This is a genomic window from Pseudocitrobacter faecalis (assembly GCF_965231525.1).
In the GTDB taxonomy this organism is placed as follows: domain Bacteria; phylum Pseudomonadota; class Gammaproteobacteria; order Enterobacterales; family Enterobacteriaceae; genus Pseudocitrobacter; species Pseudocitrobacter faecalis.
Window position 1 is genome coordinate 932,445 of the sequence record NZ_CBDDNJ010000002.1, and the last position, 18,402, is coordinate 950,846.

The 18,402-nt window shown below is 52.8% G+C and carries 16 protein-coding genes and 6 tRNA genes; 12 read left to right on the forward strand and 10 right to left on the reverse strand.

The genetic code is table 11. The features are described from left to right. Nucleotides 1–83: 83 nt before the first annotated feature. The 4 genes from ACOXYR_RS05020 to ACOXYR_RS05035 form a co-directional block, all read right to left on the reverse strand. Nucleotides 84–159 (reverse strand) — tRNA-Lys (locus ACOXYR_RS05020). 4 nt (nucleotides 160–163) lie between these two features. Next, nucleotides 164–239, reverse strand: a tRNA-Val gene (locus ACOXYR_RS05025). Between the two features lie 46 nt (nucleotides 240–285). Continuing rightward, nucleotides 286–361 (reverse strand) — tRNA-Val (locus tag ACOXYR_RS05030). Between the two features lie 44 nt (nucleotides 362–405). Then, nucleotides 406–481: transfer RNA gene (locus ACOXYR_RS05035), tRNA-Val, on the reverse strand. A 257-nt stretch (nucleotides 482–738) separates the two neighbouring features. Here ACOXYR_RS05035 and gltX point away from each other — a divergent pair. After that, nucleotides 739–2,154 (forward strand): glutamate--tRNA ligase, encoded by a 1,416-nt coding sequence (gene gltX / locus ACOXYR_RS05040; RefSeq protein WP_108473470.1) that lies wholly within the window; start codon nucleotides 739–741, stop codon nucleotides 2,152–2,154. 162 nt (nucleotides 2,155–2,316) lie between these two features. Here gltX and ACOXYR_RS05045 read toward each other — a convergent pair whose 3' ends face one another. Together ACOXYR_RS05045 and ACOXYR_RS05050 are read right to left on the reverse strand one after the other, a co-directional pair. Continuing rightward, the gene (locus ACOXYR_RS05045; RefSeq protein WP_108473471.1) at nucleotides 2,317–2,715 is read right to left on the reverse strand and encodes a YfeC-like transcriptional regulator; all 399 of its coding nucleotides are present in this window, start codon (nucleotides 2,713–2,715) and stop codon (nucleotides 2,317–2,319) included. A 5-nt stretch (nucleotides 2,716–2,720) separates the two neighbouring features. Beyond that, nucleotides 2,721–3,083, reverse strand: a complete 363-nt coding sequence (locus ACOXYR_RS05050; protein ID WP_108473472.1) for a YfeC-like transcriptional regulator — start codon at nucleotides 3,081–3,083, stop codon at nucleotides 2,721–2,723. 217 nt (nucleotides 3,084–3,300) lie between these two features. Between ACOXYR_RS05050 and ACOXYR_RS05055 the strand changes: the two genes are divergently transcribed. The 3 genes from ACOXYR_RS05055 (at nucleotide 3,301) to ACOXYR_RS05065 (ending at nucleotide 5,866) form a co-directional block, all read left to right on the forward strand. Further along, nucleotides 3,301–3,376 (forward strand) — tRNA-Ala (locus tag ACOXYR_RS05055). A 40-nt stretch (nucleotides 3,377–3,416) separates the two neighbouring features. Next, nucleotides 3,417–3,492 (forward strand) — tRNA-Ala (locus tag ACOXYR_RS05060). 190 nt (nucleotides 3,493–3,682) lie between these two features. Next, nucleotides 3,683–5,866, forward strand: a complete 2,184-nt coding sequence (locus tag ACOXYR_RS05065) for a sensor domain-containing phosphodiesterase (RefSeq protein ID WP_350437311.1) — start codon at nucleotides 3,683–3,685, stop codon at nucleotides 5,864–5,866. A 52-nt stretch (nucleotides 5,867–5,918) separates the two neighbouring features. Here ACOXYR_RS05065 and nupC read toward each other — a convergent pair whose 3' ends face one another. Further along, nucleotides 5,919–7,106, reverse strand: coding sequence for a nucleoside permease NupC (gene nupC, locus ACOXYR_RS05070; RefSeq protein WP_108473474.1), 1,188 nt, complete (start codon nucleotides 7,104–7,106; stop codon nucleotides 5,919–5,921). Between the two features lie 297 nt (nucleotides 7,107–7,403). Between nupC and ACOXYR_RS05075 the strand changes: the two genes are divergently transcribed. Beyond that, nucleotides 7,404–7,466, forward strand: a complete 63-nt coding sequence (locus tag ACOXYR_RS05075) for a hypothetical protein (RefSeq protein ID WP_421355542.1) — start codon at nucleotides 7,404–7,406, stop codon at nucleotides 7,464–7,466. Next, nucleotides 7,441–8,682 carry an Nramp family divalent metal transporter gene (locus ACOXYR_RS05080; protein ID WP_350437312.1) on the forward strand — a complete coding sequence of 414 codons (1,242 nt, stop codon included), beginning with the start codon at nucleotides 7,441–7,443 and terminating at the stop codon, nucleotides 8,680–8,682. The genes ACOXYR_RS05075 and ACOXYR_RS05080 overlap by 26 nt, the downstream gene beginning before the upstream one ends. A gap of 33 nt (nucleotides 8,683–8,715) precedes the next feature. Here ACOXYR_RS05080 and ACOXYR_RS05085 read toward each other — a convergent pair whose 3' ends face one another. Together ACOXYR_RS05085 and mgrA are read right to left on the reverse strand one after the other, a co-directional pair. Continuing rightward, a complete protein-coding gene (locus ACOXYR_RS05085) occupies nucleotides 8,716–9,054 on the reverse strand; it encodes a DUF2502 domain-containing protein (RefSeq protein WP_108473476.1) in 339 nt (112 codons plus the stop codon). 136 nt (nucleotides 9,055–9,190) lie between these two features. Next, nucleotides 9,191–10,180 (reverse strand): L-glyceraldehyde 3-phosphate reductase, encoded by a 990-nt coding sequence (gene mgrA / locus ACOXYR_RS05090; RefSeq protein WP_108473477.1) that lies wholly within the window; start codon nucleotides 10,178–10,180, stop codon nucleotides 9,191–9,193. A gap of 175 nt (nucleotides 10,181–10,355) precedes the next feature. Between mgrA and ACOXYR_RS05095 the strand changes: the two genes are divergently transcribed. Then, nucleotides 10,356–12,017 (forward strand): alpha-keto acid decarboxylase family protein, encoded by a 1,662-nt coding sequence (locus ACOXYR_RS05095; RefSeq protein ID WP_421355446.1) that lies wholly within the window; start codon nucleotides 10,356–10,358, stop codon nucleotides 12,015–12,017. Here ACOXYR_RS05095 and ACOXYR_RS05100 read toward each other — a convergent pair. Next, nucleotides 12,014–13,252 carry an ion channel protein gene (locus ACOXYR_RS05100; RefSeq protein WP_421355447.1) on the reverse strand — a complete coding sequence of 413 codons (1,239 nt, stop codon included), beginning with the start codon at nucleotides 13,250–13,252 and terminating at the stop codon, nucleotides 12,014–12,016. The two genes, ACOXYR_RS05095 and ACOXYR_RS05100, sit on opposite strands and share 4 nt — an antisense overlap. Before the next feature lie 236 nt (nucleotides 13,253–13,488). On the opposite strand from ACOXYR_RS05100, the gene glk reads away from it, so the two are divergent. The 5 genes from glk (at nucleotide 13,489) to ypdE (ending at nucleotide 18,394) form a co-directional block, all read left to right on the forward strand. Beyond that, nucleotides 13,489–14,454 carry a glucokinase gene (gene glk / locus ACOXYR_RS05105; protein ID WP_108473480.1) on the forward strand — a complete coding sequence of 322 codons (966 nt, stop codon included), beginning with the start codon at nucleotides 13,489–13,491 and terminating at the stop codon, nucleotides 14,452–14,454. Between the two features lie 191 nt (nucleotides 14,455–14,645). Continuing rightward, nucleotides 14,646–14,972 carry a PTS fructose transporter subunit IIB gene (locus ACOXYR_RS05110; protein ID WP_108473481.1) on the forward strand — a complete coding sequence of 109 codons (327 nt, stop codon included), beginning with the start codon at nucleotides 14,646–14,648 and terminating at the stop codon, nucleotides 14,970–14,972. Between the two features lie 19 nt (nucleotides 14,973–14,991). Then, complete coding sequence (locus ACOXYR_RS05115; RefSeq protein WP_189622723.1) at nucleotides 14,992–16,239, forward strand: PTS fructose transporter subunit IIC; 1,248 nt, start codon at nucleotides 14,992–14,994, stop codon at nucleotides 16,237–16,239. 14 nt (nucleotides 16,240–16,253) lie between these two features. Continuing rightward, nucleotides 16,254–17,339: an aminopeptidase gene (gene ypdF, locus ACOXYR_RS05120; RefSeq protein WP_421355448.1), complete on the forward strand. Its 1,086-nt coding sequence runs from the start codon at nucleotides 16,254–16,256 to the stop codon at nucleotides 17,337–17,339. Continuing rightward, nucleotides 17,339–18,394, forward strand: a complete 1,056-nt coding sequence (gene ypdE, locus ACOXYR_RS05125; RefSeq protein ID WP_421355449.1) for an aminopeptidase — start codon at nucleotides 17,339–17,341, stop codon at nucleotides 18,392–18,394. The genes ypdF and ypdE overlap by 1 nt, the downstream gene beginning before the upstream one ends. Nucleotides 18,395–18,402 lie beyond the last annotated feature (8 nt).

The following is an 18,402-nucleotide window of genomic DNA, read 5'->3' on the forward strand; positions in this document are numbered from 1 at the left end:
CGCTCAACACCGAACCTGCTGCAGGTTCGAATCGTTGATTTTTGCGCATAGCAAAAAGGCGCCTTTAGGGCGCCTTTTTACATTGGTGGGTCGTGCAGGATTCGAACCTGCGACCAATTGATTAAAAGTCAACTGCTCTACCAACTGAGCTAACGACCCGAAGTGGTGGGTGATGACGGGATCGAACCGCCGACCCCCTCCTTGTAAGGGAGGTGCTCTCCCAGCTGAGCTAATCACCCACTTCGGTACTTCACATTGTTGCAAGAAATCCAGCTGGCGAGAAAGTGGTGGGTGATGACGGGATCGAACCGCCGACCCCCTCCTTGTAAGGGAGGTGCTCTCCCAGCTGAGCTAATCACCCACTTCTCAATTTCTTGCTACACGGCGGAGACTACATAAAGTAGTTGGTGGGTGATGACGGGATCGAACCGCCGACCCCCTCCTTGTAAGGGAGGTGCTCTCCCAGCTGAGCTAATCACCCCCGCTGTGTGGAGTCGCATTATAGGGAGAGTTGAAAATGAGTCAACGCATTTTCTAAAGAATTTGTTTGTTCGTCGTAAAATTAAACAATGCGGTGGGGTTTTATGCGCTCATGCATGATTTCTATACAAAAACGACTAACTTTGAGCGTGATGAGGGATGAAGATTGAGGAATCAGCCAGGAGTGATAGAATATTGCCCTTCTAAGTTCCAGGTTTTGCCGGTTGTCGGCATCTTTAATAAACGTAAGGCCATTTAATGAAAATCAAAACTCGCTTCGCGCCCAGCCCGACAGGCTATCTGCACGTCGGCGGTGCTCGTACTGCTCTTTACTCCTGGCTTTTTGCACGTAATCACGATGGTGAGTTTGTGCTGCGTATTGAAGACACCGATCTCGAGCGCTCCACGCCGGAAGCTATCGAAGCCATTATGGATGGCATGAACTGGCTGAATCTGGAATGGGACGAAGGCCCGTACTATCAGACCAAGCGTTTCGATCGCTACAACAATGTTATCGACGAAATGCTGGAAGCGGGCACCGCCTATAAATGCTACTGCTCCAAAGAACGTCTGGAAGCGCTGCGTGAAGAGCAGATGGCAAAAGGTGAAAAACCGCGTTATGACGGCCGCTGCCGCCACAACCATGAACATCACGCCGATGATGAGCCATGCGTGGTGCGTTTCGCGAACCCGCAGGAAGGTTCGGTTATCTTTGATGACCAGATCCGCGGCCCGATCGAGTTCAGCAACCAGGAGCTGGACGATCTGATCATCCGTCGTACCGATGGTTCCCCAACCTACAACTTCTGCGTTGTGGTGGATGACTGGGATATGGAAATCACCCACGTAATCCGTGGTGAAGACCATATCAACAATACGCCGCGTCAGATCAACATCCTGAAAGCGCTGAATGCGCCGGTACCGGTTTACGCGCACGTGTCGATGATCAACGGCGATGACGGTAAAAAACTCTCTAAACGTCACGGTGCAGTCAGCGTGATGCAGTATCGCGACGACGGCTACCTGCCGGAAGCGCTGCTGAACTATCTGGTGCGTTTAGGTTGGTCTCATGGCGATCAGGAAATCTTCACCCGTGAAGAGATGATTAAATTCTTCACCCTGAGCGCAGTGAGTAAATCTGCCAGCGCCTTCAACACTGAAAAACTGCAGTGGCTGAACCATCACTACATCAACAATCTGCCCGCCGAGTATGTTGCAACGCATCTGCAGTGGCATATTGAGCAGGAAAATATCGACACCCGCGTGGGGCCGCAGCTGTCTGAGCTGGTGAAACTGCTGGGCGAGCGTTGCAAAACGCTGAAAGAGATGGCGCAGAGCTGCCGTTACTTCTACGAAGATTTCGCTGAGTTTGACGCCGATGCGGCGAAAAAACACCTGCGTCCAGTTGCGCGTCAGCCGCTGGAAGTGGTGCGCGATAAACTGTCTGCCATCACTGACTGGACGGCGGAAAATGTTCACCACGCGATTCAGGCGACTGCCGATGAGCTGGAAGTGGGCATGGGTAAAGTGGGGATGCCACTGCGCGTAGCCGTAACGGGTGCAGGTCAATCGCCAGCGCTGGACGTAACCGTTCATGCGATTGGTAAAAACCGTAGCATCGAGCGCATCAACAAAGCGCTGGGCTTTATTGCTGAGCGCGAAAGCCAGCAGTAATAAGAAACGGGCGAAAGCCCGTTTGAGCCTGAAGGCAAATGCAAGATTGCCTGATGCGCTACGCTTATCAGGCCTACAAGACTTCTGCAATATATTGAATTTGCAATGTTTTGTAGGCCGGATAAGGCGTTTACGCCGCATCCGGCAAGTACAGCACGCATTTTATCCCTGGGTTTCGCTCAACCCAAGCCGCGACATAAACCCGCAAATGCCTTCACGACGCAGCAAAACATTCAGCTTTTCCATCTCGTCTGGCGTCATCACCTGTAAGGTATCGCTGATCTGTTGCCAGATAACGTTCGCTTCGTTGGTCGAGTAGCTTTTCGCCGGTTCATTCATTTGCGCGTCGAATGCGTCAATGTGGAGCAGGGCAGGCGTATTAGCCAGAAAGTCTCTCACCTGTTGCGTGATATGTATCAACCTTGCGCGGCCACCTTTCACGCCCGGCATAGGTTCGGTTTGCCAGTGTTGTTCGCGGATCCAGCGGTTGATTGTCTGACGCGTCATTCCCAGACAGCGAGCCAGCTCTTCGGTAGACATTTTATCTTTAAGTCTTTTCATTACGATTATGCGCCACGGATACCCAAACGTTGCAGCAGGCCGCTGATCCCTTCACGCAACAGTAATGAGGTTAACTGTCGCTGCTCTTCAAGCGTCATTTCCTGCGCCAGATTCAGCAACAGGCCATGAAACGCATTGTCATTCCCATTCTGTGTGGAGTAAGTCGCGGTAGTGTCGGATGCGCGTTGCGCGCTATAGATAAATTCCCTTACCTGATCGTTAATATGGACCAGGCGGGCTTTTCCACCCTGAACGCCTGGACGGGGTGATGTTTGCCATCCTTCCTTGCGTACCCATTTATTAACGGTTTGCCGACTGTAGCCAGTCAGGTGGGCGATTTCTTCCGGTGTCATTCGTTCCTTGAGCATGCTATTTCCTGAATCGCAGTGTGGGAATTACGAGTTCATGTTATAGCATCCTTTTATGAGAAAGCGTGACAGGTTTAACTTCTCTCTGCGAGCGTGCTCGGAATGTTATTCATCTGCCTGCTTTTTCAGCGATTAGTTTGCCGCGCAGCATTTTGCCGTTGACACCTCGCAATGGAATTCATATTATGCCGCCCGTCAACACGACACGCTTTACGTTGGGGCTATAGCTCAGCTGGGAGAGCGCTTGCATGGCATGCAAGAGGTCAGCGGTTCGATCCCGCTTAGCTCCACCAAATCCTGCTCCCATCAGGTTTGGAACGTAAAAGCACCGTTGGGGCTATAGCTCAGCTGGGAGAGCGCTTGCATGGCATGCAAGAGGTCAGCGGTTCGATCCCGCTTAGCTCCACCAAATTTAAACCCTCGCCTGTGGCGGGGGTTTTTTGTTTGTCTATACTGTTTCTAAACCAGCCACAACAACATTCCTGTTCCGCCTTGTTTAGTCGGAATTTCCTCCTTTAGCACCTTGATTCGCTCGAATAATGCCCATAGTATCAGTCTGGATTATAGGTGTATCGACAAGGATGCAGTTCTGAATACTAATGAGATTGAATACAGATATTTTGTCGCGTAAGTTTTTTATAGCATTAGCTCTCTCTTTAATCGCAATTCCCTTTGCTCGCTTTGTCTCGCCTAAAGCCGTTATTGATGGTACTGAAGCTTATCTGGCCTGGTTACCACTTAGCGCAGCGTTCGCTATCGTTCTGCTGTTTGGTCGCCACGCCGTTATTCCTCTGATCATTACCTTTTTAGTCGTCAACAATTTCGTGGTTCATCTGACGCTTTTCCAGGCAGTCGTTTTGCTTACCTGCCAGTTACTGGGCGTGCTGATCTCATCGTTGATGTTGCGCTGGATCGTTGGCCGGCGGTGGCGTTACGGATTACCCAGCCATCATATGGGCGCCGTAGTTTTCTGGATTGGCTTTGTCGCCCCGGCGATTATCAAAGTTGTTATGTACCTGGTTGGCCACTACCTTGATTTTCCCGTCAATGTTTCCAGCTACTTTGGCACCCATTCGTTGGTTTATGGCGTCGTGGATGTGCAAAGTCTTATCTGTGCGGCCCTGATATTTACGCCGCTCTTCTATTATCCAATGCGGATGATCCTCAACCCACATTTTGCGAAAGCCTTCTGGCAACGTCATGTGGTTGCTTGTCTGTCATCGCAAAATCGAACGTTTGTGCTGTACTGGGTTCTTGGGCTTGTGGTTTTGTTGACCGTACTGTGTTCGCCCTATGAGACGGAGTACATTGCCGGTTATCTGGTTCCCATAATCTTCATCCTCTTCTTCTCAGGAATCAGCCGCTTAAGCGGTGTACTTATCGTTCTGATTTGGTCTGTATCCGCCTTCCTGCTGGTACTGAATAACAAGCATTTCCTGTTTGGGGTGCTGAGTGCCTACTCGGTGGCTTTTGTTTTGTCCGTATTGATCTCGTTCACCATTTGTATTCTGTATATGGTGCAGATTTACGCACGGGGCGAAGCGCTGAAGCGTAAATGGCACGACCAGGCGCTGATCGATCCGCTAACTGGCCTGCCGAACCTGCGTGAGTTCGAATCGTGGTTAAAAGAGAACCAGCAGGCGACCGTTTGCTGCCTGCGTATCGATAACCTGGAATTCTTAAGCCGTCATTACGGCATGATGATGCGCATTCACTGCAAGCGTGCGATCACCCGAAATTTACAACCGCTTCTGATGCGCGATGAAAAACTCTTTCAGATCCCCGGCAATGAGTTGTTGCTGGTTCTGACTGGCCCGGAAACCGAAGCACGCCTGACGCACATTGTTGAATTCCTGAATAATCACAAGATTAGCTGGAATAACAATGTCATCGACCTCGAATTTGGCGCGTCCTGGGGCGTTATCGACGGCAAAGAATATAACCAACTGCACCCTATGCTGGGGCAGTTGAGTTGGCTCTCTGAACAGGCGTGTAGTTCGCATCAGGTGCTGGCGCTGGACAGTCGGGAAAAGGCTATCTCTGGTTTTACGACTGAGCGCGTCATGATGCTCAATCGGGTTAAGCGCGCGCTGGCGCATGGCGGTATTCAGCTTTATGCACAGCCCATCGTGGATAAAAACGGCAAAGGGTATCATGAGATCCTGAGCCGCTTGCAGTGCGACGGCGAGCTGATTACACCGGATAAATTTATCCCGATTATCACCCAGTTTAACCTGAGCTACCGCTTTGACATGCAGGTGGTGGATACGCTGCTGAGCAAAATGAAGCACTATCCGGGGCATCGTTTCTCCATCAATCTGATGCCCTTTACCCTGATGCAAAAAGGCGCGGCGGATGAAATCATTCGCCTGCTGAAACGCTATCGCGTCACGCCCGAAGCCATCACCATTGAGGTCACGGAAGAGCAGGCGTTTTCGGATTCCGAGAACAGCCTGCACAATATTCGCCAGCTCAGCGCCTACGGCTGTCTGATTGCGATTGACGACTTTGGTACCGGTTATGCTAACTATGAGCGCCTCAAACGACTGGAAGCGGATATCATCAAGATTGACGGCTGTTTTGTACGCGATATTGTCAGCGAAAAGATGGACCAGCTGATCGTGAAGTCGATTTGCGACATGGCGAAGGTGAAGAATCTTACGCTGGTGGCAGAATATGTTGAAACGCAGGCGCAGAAAGAGACGTTATTCGAGCTTGGCGTAGATTATCTGCAGGGCTATTTGCTGGGTAAACCCGCGCCTCTCAGTGAACTGAAGAAATAAAAAACGGGACGAATAGCGTCCCGTTTTTTTACGTTTTTAGCCCGGTTATGCGTTACAGAACCAGCGCTGCAATTGACGCTGACAGCACGCTCACCAGCGTAGAGCCGTAAACCAGTTTCAGACCGAAGCGGGAAACCACGTTACCTTGCTCTTCGTTCAGGCCTTTAATCGCCCCGGCAATGATACCGATAGAGGAGAAGTTCGCGAAGGAGACCAGGAACACGGAGATGATCCCGACCGCGCGCGGAGAGAGCGTAGACGCAACTTTCTGCAGATCCATCATCGCGACGAATTCATTGGAAACCAGTTTGGTCGCCATGATACTGCCCACCTGCAGTGCTTCGCTGGCTGGCACACCCATTACCCAGGCAACCGGGTAGAAAATGTAGCCCAGGATGCCCTGGAAGGAGATACCCAGAACGGCAGCAAACAGTGCGTTCAGGCCCGCGATCAGCGCGATAAAACCAATCAGCATCGCCGCAACGATAATCGCTACTTTGAAACCAGCCAGAATATATTCACCCAGCATTTCGAAGAAGCTCTGACCTTCATGCAGGTTAGACATCTGAATGTTTTCTTCGCTGGCATCAACGCGGTACGGGTTGATGATAGAGAGGACGATAAAGGTGCTGAACATGTTCAGAACCAGTGCCGCCACCACATATTTCGGATCCAGCATGGTCATGTAAGCGCCGACGATAGACATCGACACGGTAGACATTGCGGTCGCCGCCATGGTGTACATGCGGTTGCGGGACATTTTGCCGAGAATATCTTTATAGGCGATAAAGTTCTCAGACTGACCCAGAATCAGCGAGCTCACGGCGTTGAAAGATTCCAGTTTGCCCATGCCGTTAACTTTGGAGAGCAGGAAACCAATCGCACGGATAACAATCGGCAGCACGCGAATGTGTTGCAGAATCCCGATCAGCGCGGAGATGAAGACGATAGGGCACAGGACTTTCAGGAAGAAGAATGCCAGGCCTTGATCGTTCATGCTGCCGAAGACGAAGTTAGTACCTTCGTTGGCGAATCCGAGCAGTTTTTCGAACATTTCGGAAAAGCCTTTCACGAAGCCCAGACCGACGTTAGAGTTCAGGAAGAACCATGCCAGTAAAACTTCAATGACAAGTAATTGAATTACATAACGAATTCGAATTTTTTTGCGGTCATGGCTGACCAGCAACGCTAAAATCGCCACAACGCCAAGCGCCAGGACGAAATGAAGAACGCGGTCCATATTTGCTCCAAATATGAGGCAGGTTTAATTTTCTTGCACATTCTATGTAACGTAACTAAATAAAACGAGATCAATGTCGCACTATATTCAGAACCTGTGAGCAATCTCAAAAAGAGTGATCGAACATACATTTTTATTATGTTAAGTAAATGTGTTTAAAGTTTGTATAATGTACTAACCTCACAATAAGCGTATACCAAACCTTCCCAACCTCCAGCCCGGCTATCGGTTTCATCTATCAGAGCAATCATTATCACCTTTTTAAATGAACTTGATAATCATTCTCATTTTGGTAGCATGAAACATAGCAAAGGCTATGTTTTTGAGGCAAAGAATGACAGACAGTCGCGTGGCAAGTAACAACCGTAGTCGTACAGCGCGCCGAATGAGGCTTGCGCTGATGGGGCCTGCATTCATTGCCGCCATCGGCTACATCGATCCGGGTAACTTTGCGACCAACATTCAGGCCGGGGCCAGCTTTGGCTATCAGCTTTTGTGGGTGGTGGTATGGGCTAATCTGATGGCAATGCTGATTCAGGTGCTTTCCGCCAAGCTCGGCATCGCCACGGGTAAAAACCTTGCGGAACAGATTCGCGACCATTACCCGAGGCCGGTAGTGTGGTTCTATTGGGTGCAGGCGGAGATCATCGCCATGGCGACCGATCTCGCGGAATTTATTGGCGCGGCGATCGGCTTTAAGCTGATCCTGGGGATTTCGCTGCTTCAGGGCGCGGTATTAACCGGGATTGCGACGTTTTTGATCCTGATGCTGCAACGGCGTGGGCAAAAACCGCTGGAGAAAGTGATCGGCGGGCTGCTGCTCTTTGTCGCCGCAGCCTACATCGTCGAACTGATCTTCTCGCAACCTGCGCTGGCTCCGCTGGCAAAAGGGATGATTATTCCTTCTCTGCCCACCTCGGAAGCGGTGTTCCTCGCGGCCGGCGTGCTGGGGGCGACCATCATGCCGCACGTGATTTACCTGCACTCATCACTGACGCAGAATCTGCACGGTGGTAGCGCGCGGGAACGCTATAACGCTACGCGCTGGGATGTGGCGATTGCCATGACTATCGCCGGATTTGTTAACCTCGCGATGATGGCCACCGCCGCCGCGGCGTTTCACTTCCATGGGCATACCGGAATTGCGGATCTCGACGAGGCTTATCTGACGCTGGAACCGTTGCTCAGCCATGCCGCGGCAACAATTTTCGGCCTGAGCCTGATTGCCGCCGGTCTCTCCTCTACCGTTGTAGGTACCCTGGCAGGGCAGGTGGTGATGCAGGGCTTTATCCGCTTCCACATTCCGCTTTGGGTGCGCCGTTCTGTCACCATGTTGCCGTCCTTTATTGTGATTCTGATGGGGATGGATCCGACTCGCATTCTGGTGATGAGCCAGGTGTTGCTGAGCTTCGGAATTGCGCTGGCGCTGGTGCCGCTGCTGGTCTTTACCAGCAATCAAAAGCTGATGGGTGAGTTGGTTAACTCGGCGCTGATAAGACGCACCGGTTGGCTGATTGTCGGTCTGGTGGTGGCGCTGAACGGTTGGTTACTGGTGGGGACGCTATTGGGGTTATAAAAAAGCAGCCTTCCGGCTGCTTTCTGCAAAAGATTAATGATGCTTCCCGTGCCCATGACCATGACCACGTCCCGGGCCACGTCCACGCCCGTCATGGCGACCATCGTGATAACCGCGCTCATAGGCTTTACGATTATCCCAACCGCGATGCCAGCCATTGTCATGGCGATGCCAACCGCGGTCACGCCATTGATAGTGACGATGCCAGTAGTCCCGGTCGCGCCAGCGGCCACCATCCCAGTAGTTACCGTAATTGTCACGATCGCCAATTTGTAATTTTATTGATGGCAACAGGGTAATTTCGCCAGCATTAGCAACCAGTGGTGCTGCTGAGGCCATCAATACTGCAGCCAGAATCAGTGACCTGAACATAGTTTATCTCCTTCACGATCGGGGCCTTGTCGGGCCTGTTAACCCTATATTACGAACAAGTAAATATCCGTATCATCGGGGTAACTCCTAAATCGCAAGGAGCAGCACTTTTTGCTAAAAGTGCTGCTAATTTGCGCTATCCAAGAATTGCGTCTATGGCGGCGCATTCTTCAGCGCTCAAGTGTCTGTTATTCAACATGCCCACGGCGTCATCCAGTTGTGCTGTTTTACTGGCACCAATCAATACAGATGTCACTTTGTCGTCACGTAATACCCAGGCCAACGCCATCTGCGATAATTTCTGCCCACGCTGCGTGGCAATCTCATTGAGCTTGCGAACTTTCGTGAGTTTTTCTTCCGTCAGTTGCTCCGGATTAAGAAAACGACTGCCGCTGGCGGCACGGGAATCTGCCGGAATACCGTTGAGATAGCGATCCGTAAGCTGGCCGCCCGCTAACGGTGAAAAGGCGATACTGCCAACGCCTTCCTGCTTCAGCAGATCGAGCAGCCCATCTTCCACCCAGCGTTCAAACATGGAATATTTTGGCTGATGGATCAGGCAGGGAGTGCCCAGATCGTTCAGAATCGCAAGGGCCTCTTTTGCACGGTCAGCCGGATAATTGGAAAGCCCGATGTACAGCGCTTTTCCCTGACGTACAATGTGATCCAGCGCACGCATGGTTTCTGCCAGCGGCGTATCCGGATCCGGACGATGGTGATAGAAGATATCCACATACTCCAGACCCATGCGTTTCAGGCTTTGATCGAGGCTGGCGACCAGATACTTACGCGATCCCCAGTCGCCATAAGGCCCATCCCACATGGTGTAGCCCGCTTTGCTGGAGATAATCAGCTCATCGCGCCAGGGTAAAAAATCTTCCCGCAGAATGCGGCCAAAATTACTCTCTGCCGAGCCCGGCGGCGGCCCATAGTTATTGGCTAAATCAAAATGGGTAATGCCGAGGTCGAAGGCATGGCGCAGCAGTTGCCGGCTGGTTTCGATATGCGTGGTATCGCCAAAGTTATGCCATAAACCCAACGAGATGGCGGGAAGTTTCAGCCCGCTTGCGCCGCAGCGTCGATATTCCATCGACGCGTAACGCGCAGGATGTGCCTGATAAACCATACGTTCCTCCGCAAAGCATCAGTAGTGTATACGTTTACACTACCCATAGTTTCCCCCGCCGTATACTCCCTTTCGCTGTAAATTTTACTTTCCAATAGCATTTTCGTATCTGTCTGGACAGGCGAACCGCTTCTTCAATACTCAGAGATGAGCAAGTGGCTAAAGGGTACTTATCATGCAAACGTCTTACACTGTTGCGGATTATCTACTGGATCGCCTCGCGGATTGCGGCGTGGACCATCTGTTTGGCGTGCCGGGAGATTACAACCTGCAATTCCTCGACCATGTGATTGCCCATCCTGCGCTGCGCTGGGTCGGCTGCGCTAATGAACTCAATGCCGCTTATGCCGCCGATGGCTATGCGCGCGTTCAGGGGTGCGGCGCGTTACTCACGACCTATGGCGTGGGAGAGTTGAGTGCGTTAAACGGCGTGGCGGGAAGCTTCGCGGAATATGTGCCGGTGCTGCATATTGTGGGGGCGCCTTGCACCGGGTCTCAGCAGCGTCAGGAATTATTGCACCATACGCTGGGTGACGGAAAATTCGACCATTTTCGTCAGATGAGCGCGCCGATTTCCGTGGCGCAGGGCGTGTTAACCGTCCGCAATGCGACGGATGAAATCGACCGTGTACTGACTGAAATGATCAAACACCGCCGTCCGGGCTATCTCTCGCTGCCCGCCGACGTGGCGAAAGCGCCGACCAGTCGTCCGGTAAACGCGCTAACGCTTAACGATTCGGTTATCAACGACGGTCAGATTCAACGCTTTACACAAGCCGTCCGCGACCTGCTGCAACCCTGTCATCGGGTCTCTCTGCTGGCGGACTTCCTCGCGCTGCGCTTCGGCCTGCAAGAAACGCTACGCGACTGGATGGCAAAGACGCCGATTCTGCACGCGTCGTTGCTGATGGGGAAAGGTCTGTTTGATGAGCAACAACCGGGCTTCGTGGGGATTTACAGCGGTGTGGCGAGTTTATCGCAAACGCGCGAATCGATAGAGGACGCGGAGGCGATTCTGTGTATCGGCACGCGCTTTACGGATACCACCACCGCCGGCTTTACCCATAAAATCCCGGACAAAAAATCGATTTCAATTCAACCGTTTGCAGCACGCGTCGGCGAACGCTGGTTCAGCGGTATTCCGATGGCGCAGGCGACGCAGGCATTGATTGCGGTGAGTCATGAGTTGTCGGCGAATTGGCGAACGGAAACACGTGTGATTGCGCCATTTTCCTCCGGGAAAGAGGGCGAGTTAACGCAGGCGCGCTTCTGGCAAACGCTGCAAAAACACCTTCAGCCTGGTGACATCATTCTGGGCGATCAGGGGACTGCGGCGTTTGGCGTGGCGGCGCTTAAGTTACCCAGCGATGCTTCACTGATTGTGCAACCGCTGTGGGGCTCTATCGGTTTCACGCTGCCTGCCGCATTTGGCGCGCAAACCGCTCGCCCGGGGCGACGTGTCGTGTTGATTGTCGGTGACGGCGCAGCCCAACTGACAATTCAGGAACTCGGTTCAATGTTGCGCGACGGCCTGCGACCGCTCATTCTGCTGCTCAACAATGATGGCTATACGGTGGAGCGGGCGATCCATGGCCCCGAAGCGCGTTATAACGACATCAGTTTGTGGAACTGGACGCAACTGCCGCAGGCGCTAAACCTCGATAGCCAGGCGCAGTGCTGGCGCGTGACCGAAAGCGTTCAACTGGACGAGGTGCTGGCGAAAACCGCGCAAATTGAACGCTTAACCCTCGTGGAGGTGGTGTTGCCGAAGCAGGACATTCCTGACCTGCTTCGTGCCGTCACTCAGGCGCTGGAGACGCGCAACAGTAAAGGCTAGGGTTTGTCTTTACGCGGAACCATCATCATCGGCTTGCCCGCCAGCAGGAGCCAGGCGGGCAGCATCACAATACATAACAGCGGTAAAAGCGTGGTATCCGGCACCACCACCGCGGCCATAAACAGACTCAGCCAGCCATCGCGGGTCACCACCAGTACAAGTCCCAGAATTGCGCAGGAAACGGTAATTGCCGCCGGAACGGCATCCACGTGGGCGTGCAGCATCAGCCCTAAAGCCACGGCGACAAATACCGCCGGGAAGATACGGCCACCGCGAAAACCGCTGGCCGAAGCAATCACCAGCGCCGCCAGCTTCACGGCGGCAATCAGCATAAAATCACTGCTGGTCAGCGTCTGGCTAAAGGCGAGCTGCTGCATCTCGTCGAGCCCCTTAAACAGCGTAATCGGGCCGCCGATAATCCCCAGCAGGCCCAGCAAAAAGCCGCCCGTGCCGAGCACCAGAACAGGATGTTTTAACCGGTGCATCAGGGCGTGCAGACGAGGCAGACACCACACCGCCACCATGCCCAGCGCAATGGCGATTGCAGCAACCACCGCACCGCTGAAAATATCGATAATCCGCATCTGCTGATAATGAGGAATCGGCAGTGAAAAGTGCGGCTGGAAGAACAGGCTGGTGGTGAGCGCCCCGGCGGCGGCGGCCAGCAGTGGCGCAAACAGGCGATCCCACAGTGGTGCATCGTTATTGCCATTTAGGGTTTGCGAGAAAATCAGCGCAGCCGCCACCGGCGTGCCAAAGAGCGCGCCGATAGTCCCTGCGGCGGCGAGAATCGTCCACTCAAGAGAACTGACACGTGGGAAAAAACGCGCGCCCAGCACCACGGCGAGCGCGATATTAACCGACATAATCGGATGTTCCGGGCCGAGACTAACGCCGCCCGCCAGACCCAGCACCAGGGCGAGAATTAACCCCGGCAAACAGTAGGACGCGACGGGCACGCCAATTAAGGGTTCTGTTGCCGGATCGGGCCCGGCGTGCCCTGGGCTAAAGCGAATAACCAGACCTACCGCCAGGCCGGTCAGTGTCAGGACAAGTAGTATCCACCACGGTGAATCCCATGAGACGCCTAATGCGCCGGGAAGGGTACTCCACAGCAGGTGCTGTAATACCGAGGCGATTTTCATCACCACAATCAAAATCAGGCTGGCGGCAATACCAATGACCATCGCCGGAATGGCGAGTAATAACATCGTTCGGGCTCGCGGATGGAGCATGATGATTTCCTTTAGGCTAAAAGCTGGCATCACTTTGCCGGGTTCTGTAAATGCCTTCAGCGCAATAGATGCTGAAACGATACGGCGAAACAGAGATATCCTTAAGGTTGATACATAAAATTATGTGACGTAGATCGATAATTCTGGGGTGCTCACACAATCGTCATTGTTGTTACAGCGCCTTGAATTTACTCTGTGATAAAGATTTATCCTGACTTTAGCGGAGCCGTAACGGAATGACAAAGTTTGCATTAACAGGAGACGTCGGGGGCACCAACGCGCGTTTAGCGTTATGTGACCTCGCCACGGGTGAAATCTCGCAGGCGAAGACCTACTCAGGCCTGGATTACCCAAGCCTCGAAGCGGTGGTTCGCGTCTATCTCAAAGAACACAACGTGGACGTGGAAGACGCCTGCATCGCCATCGCCTGCCCGATCACCGGTGACTGGGTGGCGATGACCAACCACACCTGGGCCTTCTCCATTGCTGAAATGAAGAAGAATCTTGGCTTCGCGCATCTGGAAATCATTAATGATTTCACCGCCGTGTCGATGGCTATCCCGATGCTGAAAAAAGAGCATCTGATTCAGTTTGGCGGCGCGGAACCGGTAGAAGGCAAACCGATCGCGGTTTATGGCGCTGGCACCGGGTTGGGCGTTGCTCATCTGGTTCACGTTGATAAGCGTTGGGTTAGCCTGCCGGGCGAGGGCGGTCACGTCGATTTCGCACCGAACAGTGAAGAAGAGGGGATTATCCTTGAAGAGCTGCGAGCTGAAATCGGCCACGTCTCAGCTGAACGCGTGCTTTCCGGGCCGGGGCTGGTCAATCTGTATCGCGCGATTGTGAAATCTGATGGCCGTCTGCCGGAAAACTTACAGCCGAAAGACATCACTCAGCGTGCGCTGGAAGATACCTGCATCGACTGTCGCCGCGCGCTGTCGCTGTTCTGTGTCATCATGGGGCGCTTTGGCGGCAATCTGGCGCTGACGCTCGGCACCTTTGGCGGCGTCTATATCGCGGGCGGCATCGTGCCGCGTTTCCTTGAATTCTTTAAAGCGTCCGGCTTCCGAGGCGGTTTTGAGGACAAAGGCCGATTCAAAGCCTATGTGCAGGATATTCCGGTCTATCTGATTGTTCACGATAACCCCGGTCTACTGGGCTCCGGGGCGCACCTGCGCCAGACGCTGGGGCAAATTCTGTAATTCTCTTCTTCTGCCGGGCGATCTTTCGCCCGGCATTCTGTGTTATCCCCCACGCTTACCCCCTATAAACCGATAATCATCACACTTTTTATTTACGGGATGTTTTGTCCAGTAAATGAATTAATTGTCTGGTAACCGGGGATGGTTTTCCGTAGCCATAATCACCTTGTTTTCAACACAAGGAGTCAATTATGAGCAAAAAACTGATTGCAGTTTGTGCCTGTCCCATGGGCTTGGCACATACCTTTATGGCCGCTCAGGCACTGGAAGAAGCCGCAGTGGAAGCCGGTTATGAAGTCAAAATAGAAACGCAGGGTGCTGACGGTATTCAGAATCGATTAACGCCGCAGGATATTGCCGAAGCCACGCTAATCATTCATTCGGTCGCCGTCACACCAGAAGACAACGAGCGCTTTGAATCGCGTGATGTTTATGAAATCACGCTTCAGGACGCCATTAAAAACGCGGCGGGCATTATTAAAGAAATCGAAGAGATGATTGCCGAAGAGCAACAGTAATGTCGACAGGATAATTTCTATGGCCATTAAGAAACGCAGTGCAAGCGTGGTGCCCGGTACCTCAGGCGGCGCAGCGGCGATTAAAGCGCCGCAGGCCACGCGTATTAGCTTCTGGAGTGAACTGCCGCAACACGTCATGTCCGGGATATCCCGCATGGTGCCTACGCTCATTATGGGTGGGGTGATTCTCGCATTCTCCCAGCTTATCGCATACAGCTGGCTCAAAATTCCCGCCGATATTGGCATCATGGATGCCCTTAACAGCGGGAAATTTAGCGGGTTTAATCTCTCATTACTTAAATTTGCCTGGCTCTCACAATCGTTTGGTGGCGTGCTTTTCGGTTTTGCGATCCCCATGTTTGCCGCTTTTGTGGCGAACTCTATCGGCGGAAAACTGGCTTTTCCCGCCGGTTTCATCGGCGGATTAATGTCGACACAACCGACTCAGTTACTGAGTTTTGATACTGCTCAATTGCAGTGGGTAACCACATCTCCCGTACCGTCAACCTTCATTGGCGCGCTGATTATTTCCATTGTGGCCGGGTATTTGGTTAAGTGGATGAATCAGAAAATCCAGCTGCCGGATTTCCTGCTGGCGTTTAAAACCACCTTTCTGCTGCCCATTCTGTCAGCCATTTTCGTCATGCTGGCGATGTACTACGTCATCACACCATTTGGCGGATGGATAAACGGTGGAATACGCGCCGTTTTGACGGCAGCGGGTGAAAAAGGCGCGCTGATGTATGCCATGGGGATCGCTGCTGCGACGGCAATTGACCTCGGAGGCCCCATCAATAAAGCGGCTGGTTTTGTTGCCTTTAGCTTTACAACCGACCATGTTCTGCCCGTTACCGCACGATCCATCGCGATCGTTATTCCACCGATTGGTCTCGGTCTTGCCACGCTTCTCGATAGACGTTTAACGGGTAAGCGCCTGTTCAGCGCGCAGCTTTACCCGCAGGGTAAAACGGCGATGTTTCTGGCCTTTATGGGCATTAGCGAAGGGGCGATTCCTTTTGCGCTGGAGAGCCCGCTCACCGCTATTCCGTCCTACATGATCGGCGCAATCGTCGGTTCGACAACCGCCGTTTGGCTGGGGGCCGTGCAGTGGTTCCCTGAGTCGGCGATTTGGGCCTGGCCGCTGGTCAGCAACCTTGGCGTCTACATGGCAGGGATTGCGCTGGGGGCACTGATTACCGCGCTGCTGGTGGTCTTCTCACGCCATATGCTCTATCGCAAAGGCAAATTGATTATCGAAGGTCTCTAAGACAAGGAGTCGCGATGACCCTGTTAGTTTCTGTTCGCGACTGGTTGCGCGCGAATAATCTGGATGCCGTGATGATCTCTTCACGCGCTAATAAGCAGCCGCATATGCAGATTTCCAGCGGTTCGGGTTATGTAGTGATAAGCCGCACGCAGGCGCATATTTTACTGGATTTTCGCTACTACGCTGAGGTTGCCGCAAAAGCGCAGGGTTATCAGCTCCACTTGCTGGATAACCATCATCGTTTTACTGACGTTATAAACACACTGATTGCCGAAGAGGGATGGCGAACGCTCGGGTTTGAAGGGGAGCAGGTAAGCTGGCACAACGCTGAGCAGTGGCGAAATGATCTTCACACGACTCTGCGCGGTATCTCCCTTGATTCCCTGCGGCAGATTAAAACCACCGATGAAATAGCCTCCGTGCGTGCCGCATGCGCAATTGCCGATCGCAGTGCTGAATACATCAGGCAATTTATACAGCCAGGCATGCGCGAACGAGAAGTGGCCGCGGAACTTGAGTGGTATATGAAAACGCTGGGGGCAGACAAACCGTCATTCGACACCATTGTCGCCAGCGGGCCTCGTGGGGCGTTGCCCCACGGAAAAGCCAGCGAAAAGGTGATTGTCGCAGGTGAGATGGTTACCCTGGATTTCGGTGCGCAATATGGGGGCTACTGCTCAGATATGACGCGCACTTTTTTGGTTCATGGACGCTATGCCACTCCCTCTGACTCGCCACTTAATCACATCTATCACACGGTGCTTCAGGCGCAGCTTGCCGCGATTGCGGCAATAAAACCGGGCGTTCTTTGTCAATCGGTTGATGCGGCGGCACGGAAGATAATCAAGAACGCCGGGTATGGAGACTTTTTTGGTCACAACACCGGGCATGGCCTGGGCATTGAGGTTCATGAATCACCCTATTTTTCACCGCAGGACTTTACTCCACTCGAAGCAGGCATGCTCCTTACGGTAGAACCTGGAATTTATTTACCTGATGCGGGCGGCGTGCGGATTGAGGATGTAGTGTTAGTCACGCCTCAGGGGGCTGAAGTGCTCTATCGCATGCCGAAAACATTGTTACTCACCGGAGAACAATAATGGACTTAACGTTGCTGAAAGCACTCAGCGAAGCGGATGCCATCGCCGCATCCGAGCAGGAAGTTCGGGACATATTTATTACTGAAGCGCAGAAATATCAAAAGCATATCGAGTTTGATGGCCTTGGCTCGGTATTAATACGTCTGAATGAAAGCGCAGGCCCAAAACTGATGATTTGTGCCCACATGGATGAAGTCGGTTTTATTGTCCGCTCACTCTCTTCTTCTGGCGCGATTGATGTTTTGCCTGTGGGAAACGTTCGGCAAGCTGCAAGAGAACTTCAGCGCGTTCGTATTACCACGCGTTCAGGCAATAAGATTGCCGGAATGTTAGAGGGGGATCGTTCCGGCAGTGAGGTTAGCGCGTTACGTGTTGATATTGGCGCGAGCTCACAGGATGAATTGCTTCGGGCTGGGATTCATCCTGGCGACCGCGTGACCTTTGACAGTGAATTTCATGCGCTCCCGGGTCAACGAGTGATGGGTAAAGCTTTCGATGATCGCCTGGGCTGTTATCTGTTGATAGCACTGCTTCGCGAACTTTCTCAGACGACATTGCCAGCGGAGGTGTGGCTGGTGGCAACCTCCAGCGAAGAGGTCGGCTTACGGGGAGGGAGAACCGCTACGCATCAGCTTCAACCCGATCTGGCCATTGTGCTGGATACCGCCTGTTGGGCGAAAAATTTCGATTATGGCACCGCTAACCACCGACAAATTGGCAAAGGCCCGATGTTGGTGCTCAGTGATAAATCGTTAATCGCCCCGGCAAAACTCACCCAATGGGTTGAAGAGATTGCGGCACGCGAAAAGATCGCGCTTCAACTGGATATGTTCAGTAATGGCGGTACCGATGGCGGTGCGGTGCATCTGAATGGTCGCGGTGTACCCACGCTGGTTATGGGGCCGGCTACTCGCTATGGACACTGCGCGGCATCAATTGCCGATTGTCACGACATTGTTCAGACACAACAACTGCTCTCTGCATTGATTCATGATCTCACTCAAGACACATTCGCGCATCTGACGGATTTCAGATGCCAGCACAATGGTTGCTAAGGAGCCGT

Coding starts and splice junctions, on each gene's coding strand:
- gltX (WP_108473470.1), top strand. CDS start 739: ATGAAAATCAAAACTCGCTTCGCGCCCAGCCCGACAGGCTATCTGCAC.
- ACOXYR_RS05045 (WP_108473471.1), bottom strand. CDS start 2,715: ATGAAAAGACTTAAAGATAAAATGTCTACCGAAGAGCTGGCTCGCTGT.
- ACOXYR_RS05050 (WP_108473472.1), bottom strand. CDS start 3,083: ATGCTCAAGGAACGAATGACACCGGAAGAAATCGCCCACCTGACTGGC.
- ACOXYR_RS05065 (WP_350437311.1), top strand. CDS start 3,683: ATGAGATTGAATACAGATATTTTGTCGCGTAAGTTTTTTATAGCATTA.
- nupC (WP_108473474.1), bottom strand. CDS start 7,106: ATGGACCGCGTTCTTCATTTCGTCCTGGCGCTTGGCGTTGTGGCGATT.
- ACOXYR_RS05080 (WP_350437312.1), top strand. CDS start 7,441: ATGACAGACAGTCGCGTGGCAAGTAACAACCGTAGTCGTACAGCGCGC.
- ACOXYR_RS05085 (WP_108473476.1), bottom strand. CDS start 9,054: ATGTTCAGGTCACTGATTCTGGCTGCAGTATTGATGGCCTCAGCAGCA.
- mgrA (WP_108473477.1), bottom strand. CDS start 10,180: ATGGTTTATCAGGCACATCCTGCGCGTTACGCGTCGATGGAATATCGA.
- ACOXYR_RS05095 (WP_421355446.1), top strand. CDS start 10,356: ATGCAAACGTCTTACACTGTTGCGGATTATCTACTGGATCGCCTCGCG.
- ACOXYR_RS05100 (WP_421355447.1), bottom strand. CDS start 13,252: ATGCTCCATCCGCGAGCCCGAACGATGTTATTACTCGCCATTCCGGCG.
- glk (WP_108473480.1), top strand. CDS start 13,489: ATGACAAAGTTTGCATTAACAGGAGACGTCGGGGGCACCAACGCGCGT.
- ACOXYR_RS05110 (WP_108473481.1), top strand. CDS start 14,646: ATGAGCAAAAAACTGATTGCAGTTTGTGCCTGTCCCATGGGCTTGGCA.
- ACOXYR_RS05115 (WP_189622723.1), top strand. CDS start 14,992: ATGGCCATTAAGAAACGCAGTGCAAGCGTGGTGCCCGGTACCTCAGGC.
- ypdF (WP_421355448.1), top strand. CDS start 16,254: ATGACCCTGTTAGTTTCTGTTCGCGACTGGTTGCGCGCGAATAATCTG.
- ypdE (WP_421355449.1), top strand. CDS start 17,339: ATGGACTTAACGTTGCTGAAAGCACTCAGCGAAGCGGATGCCATCGCC.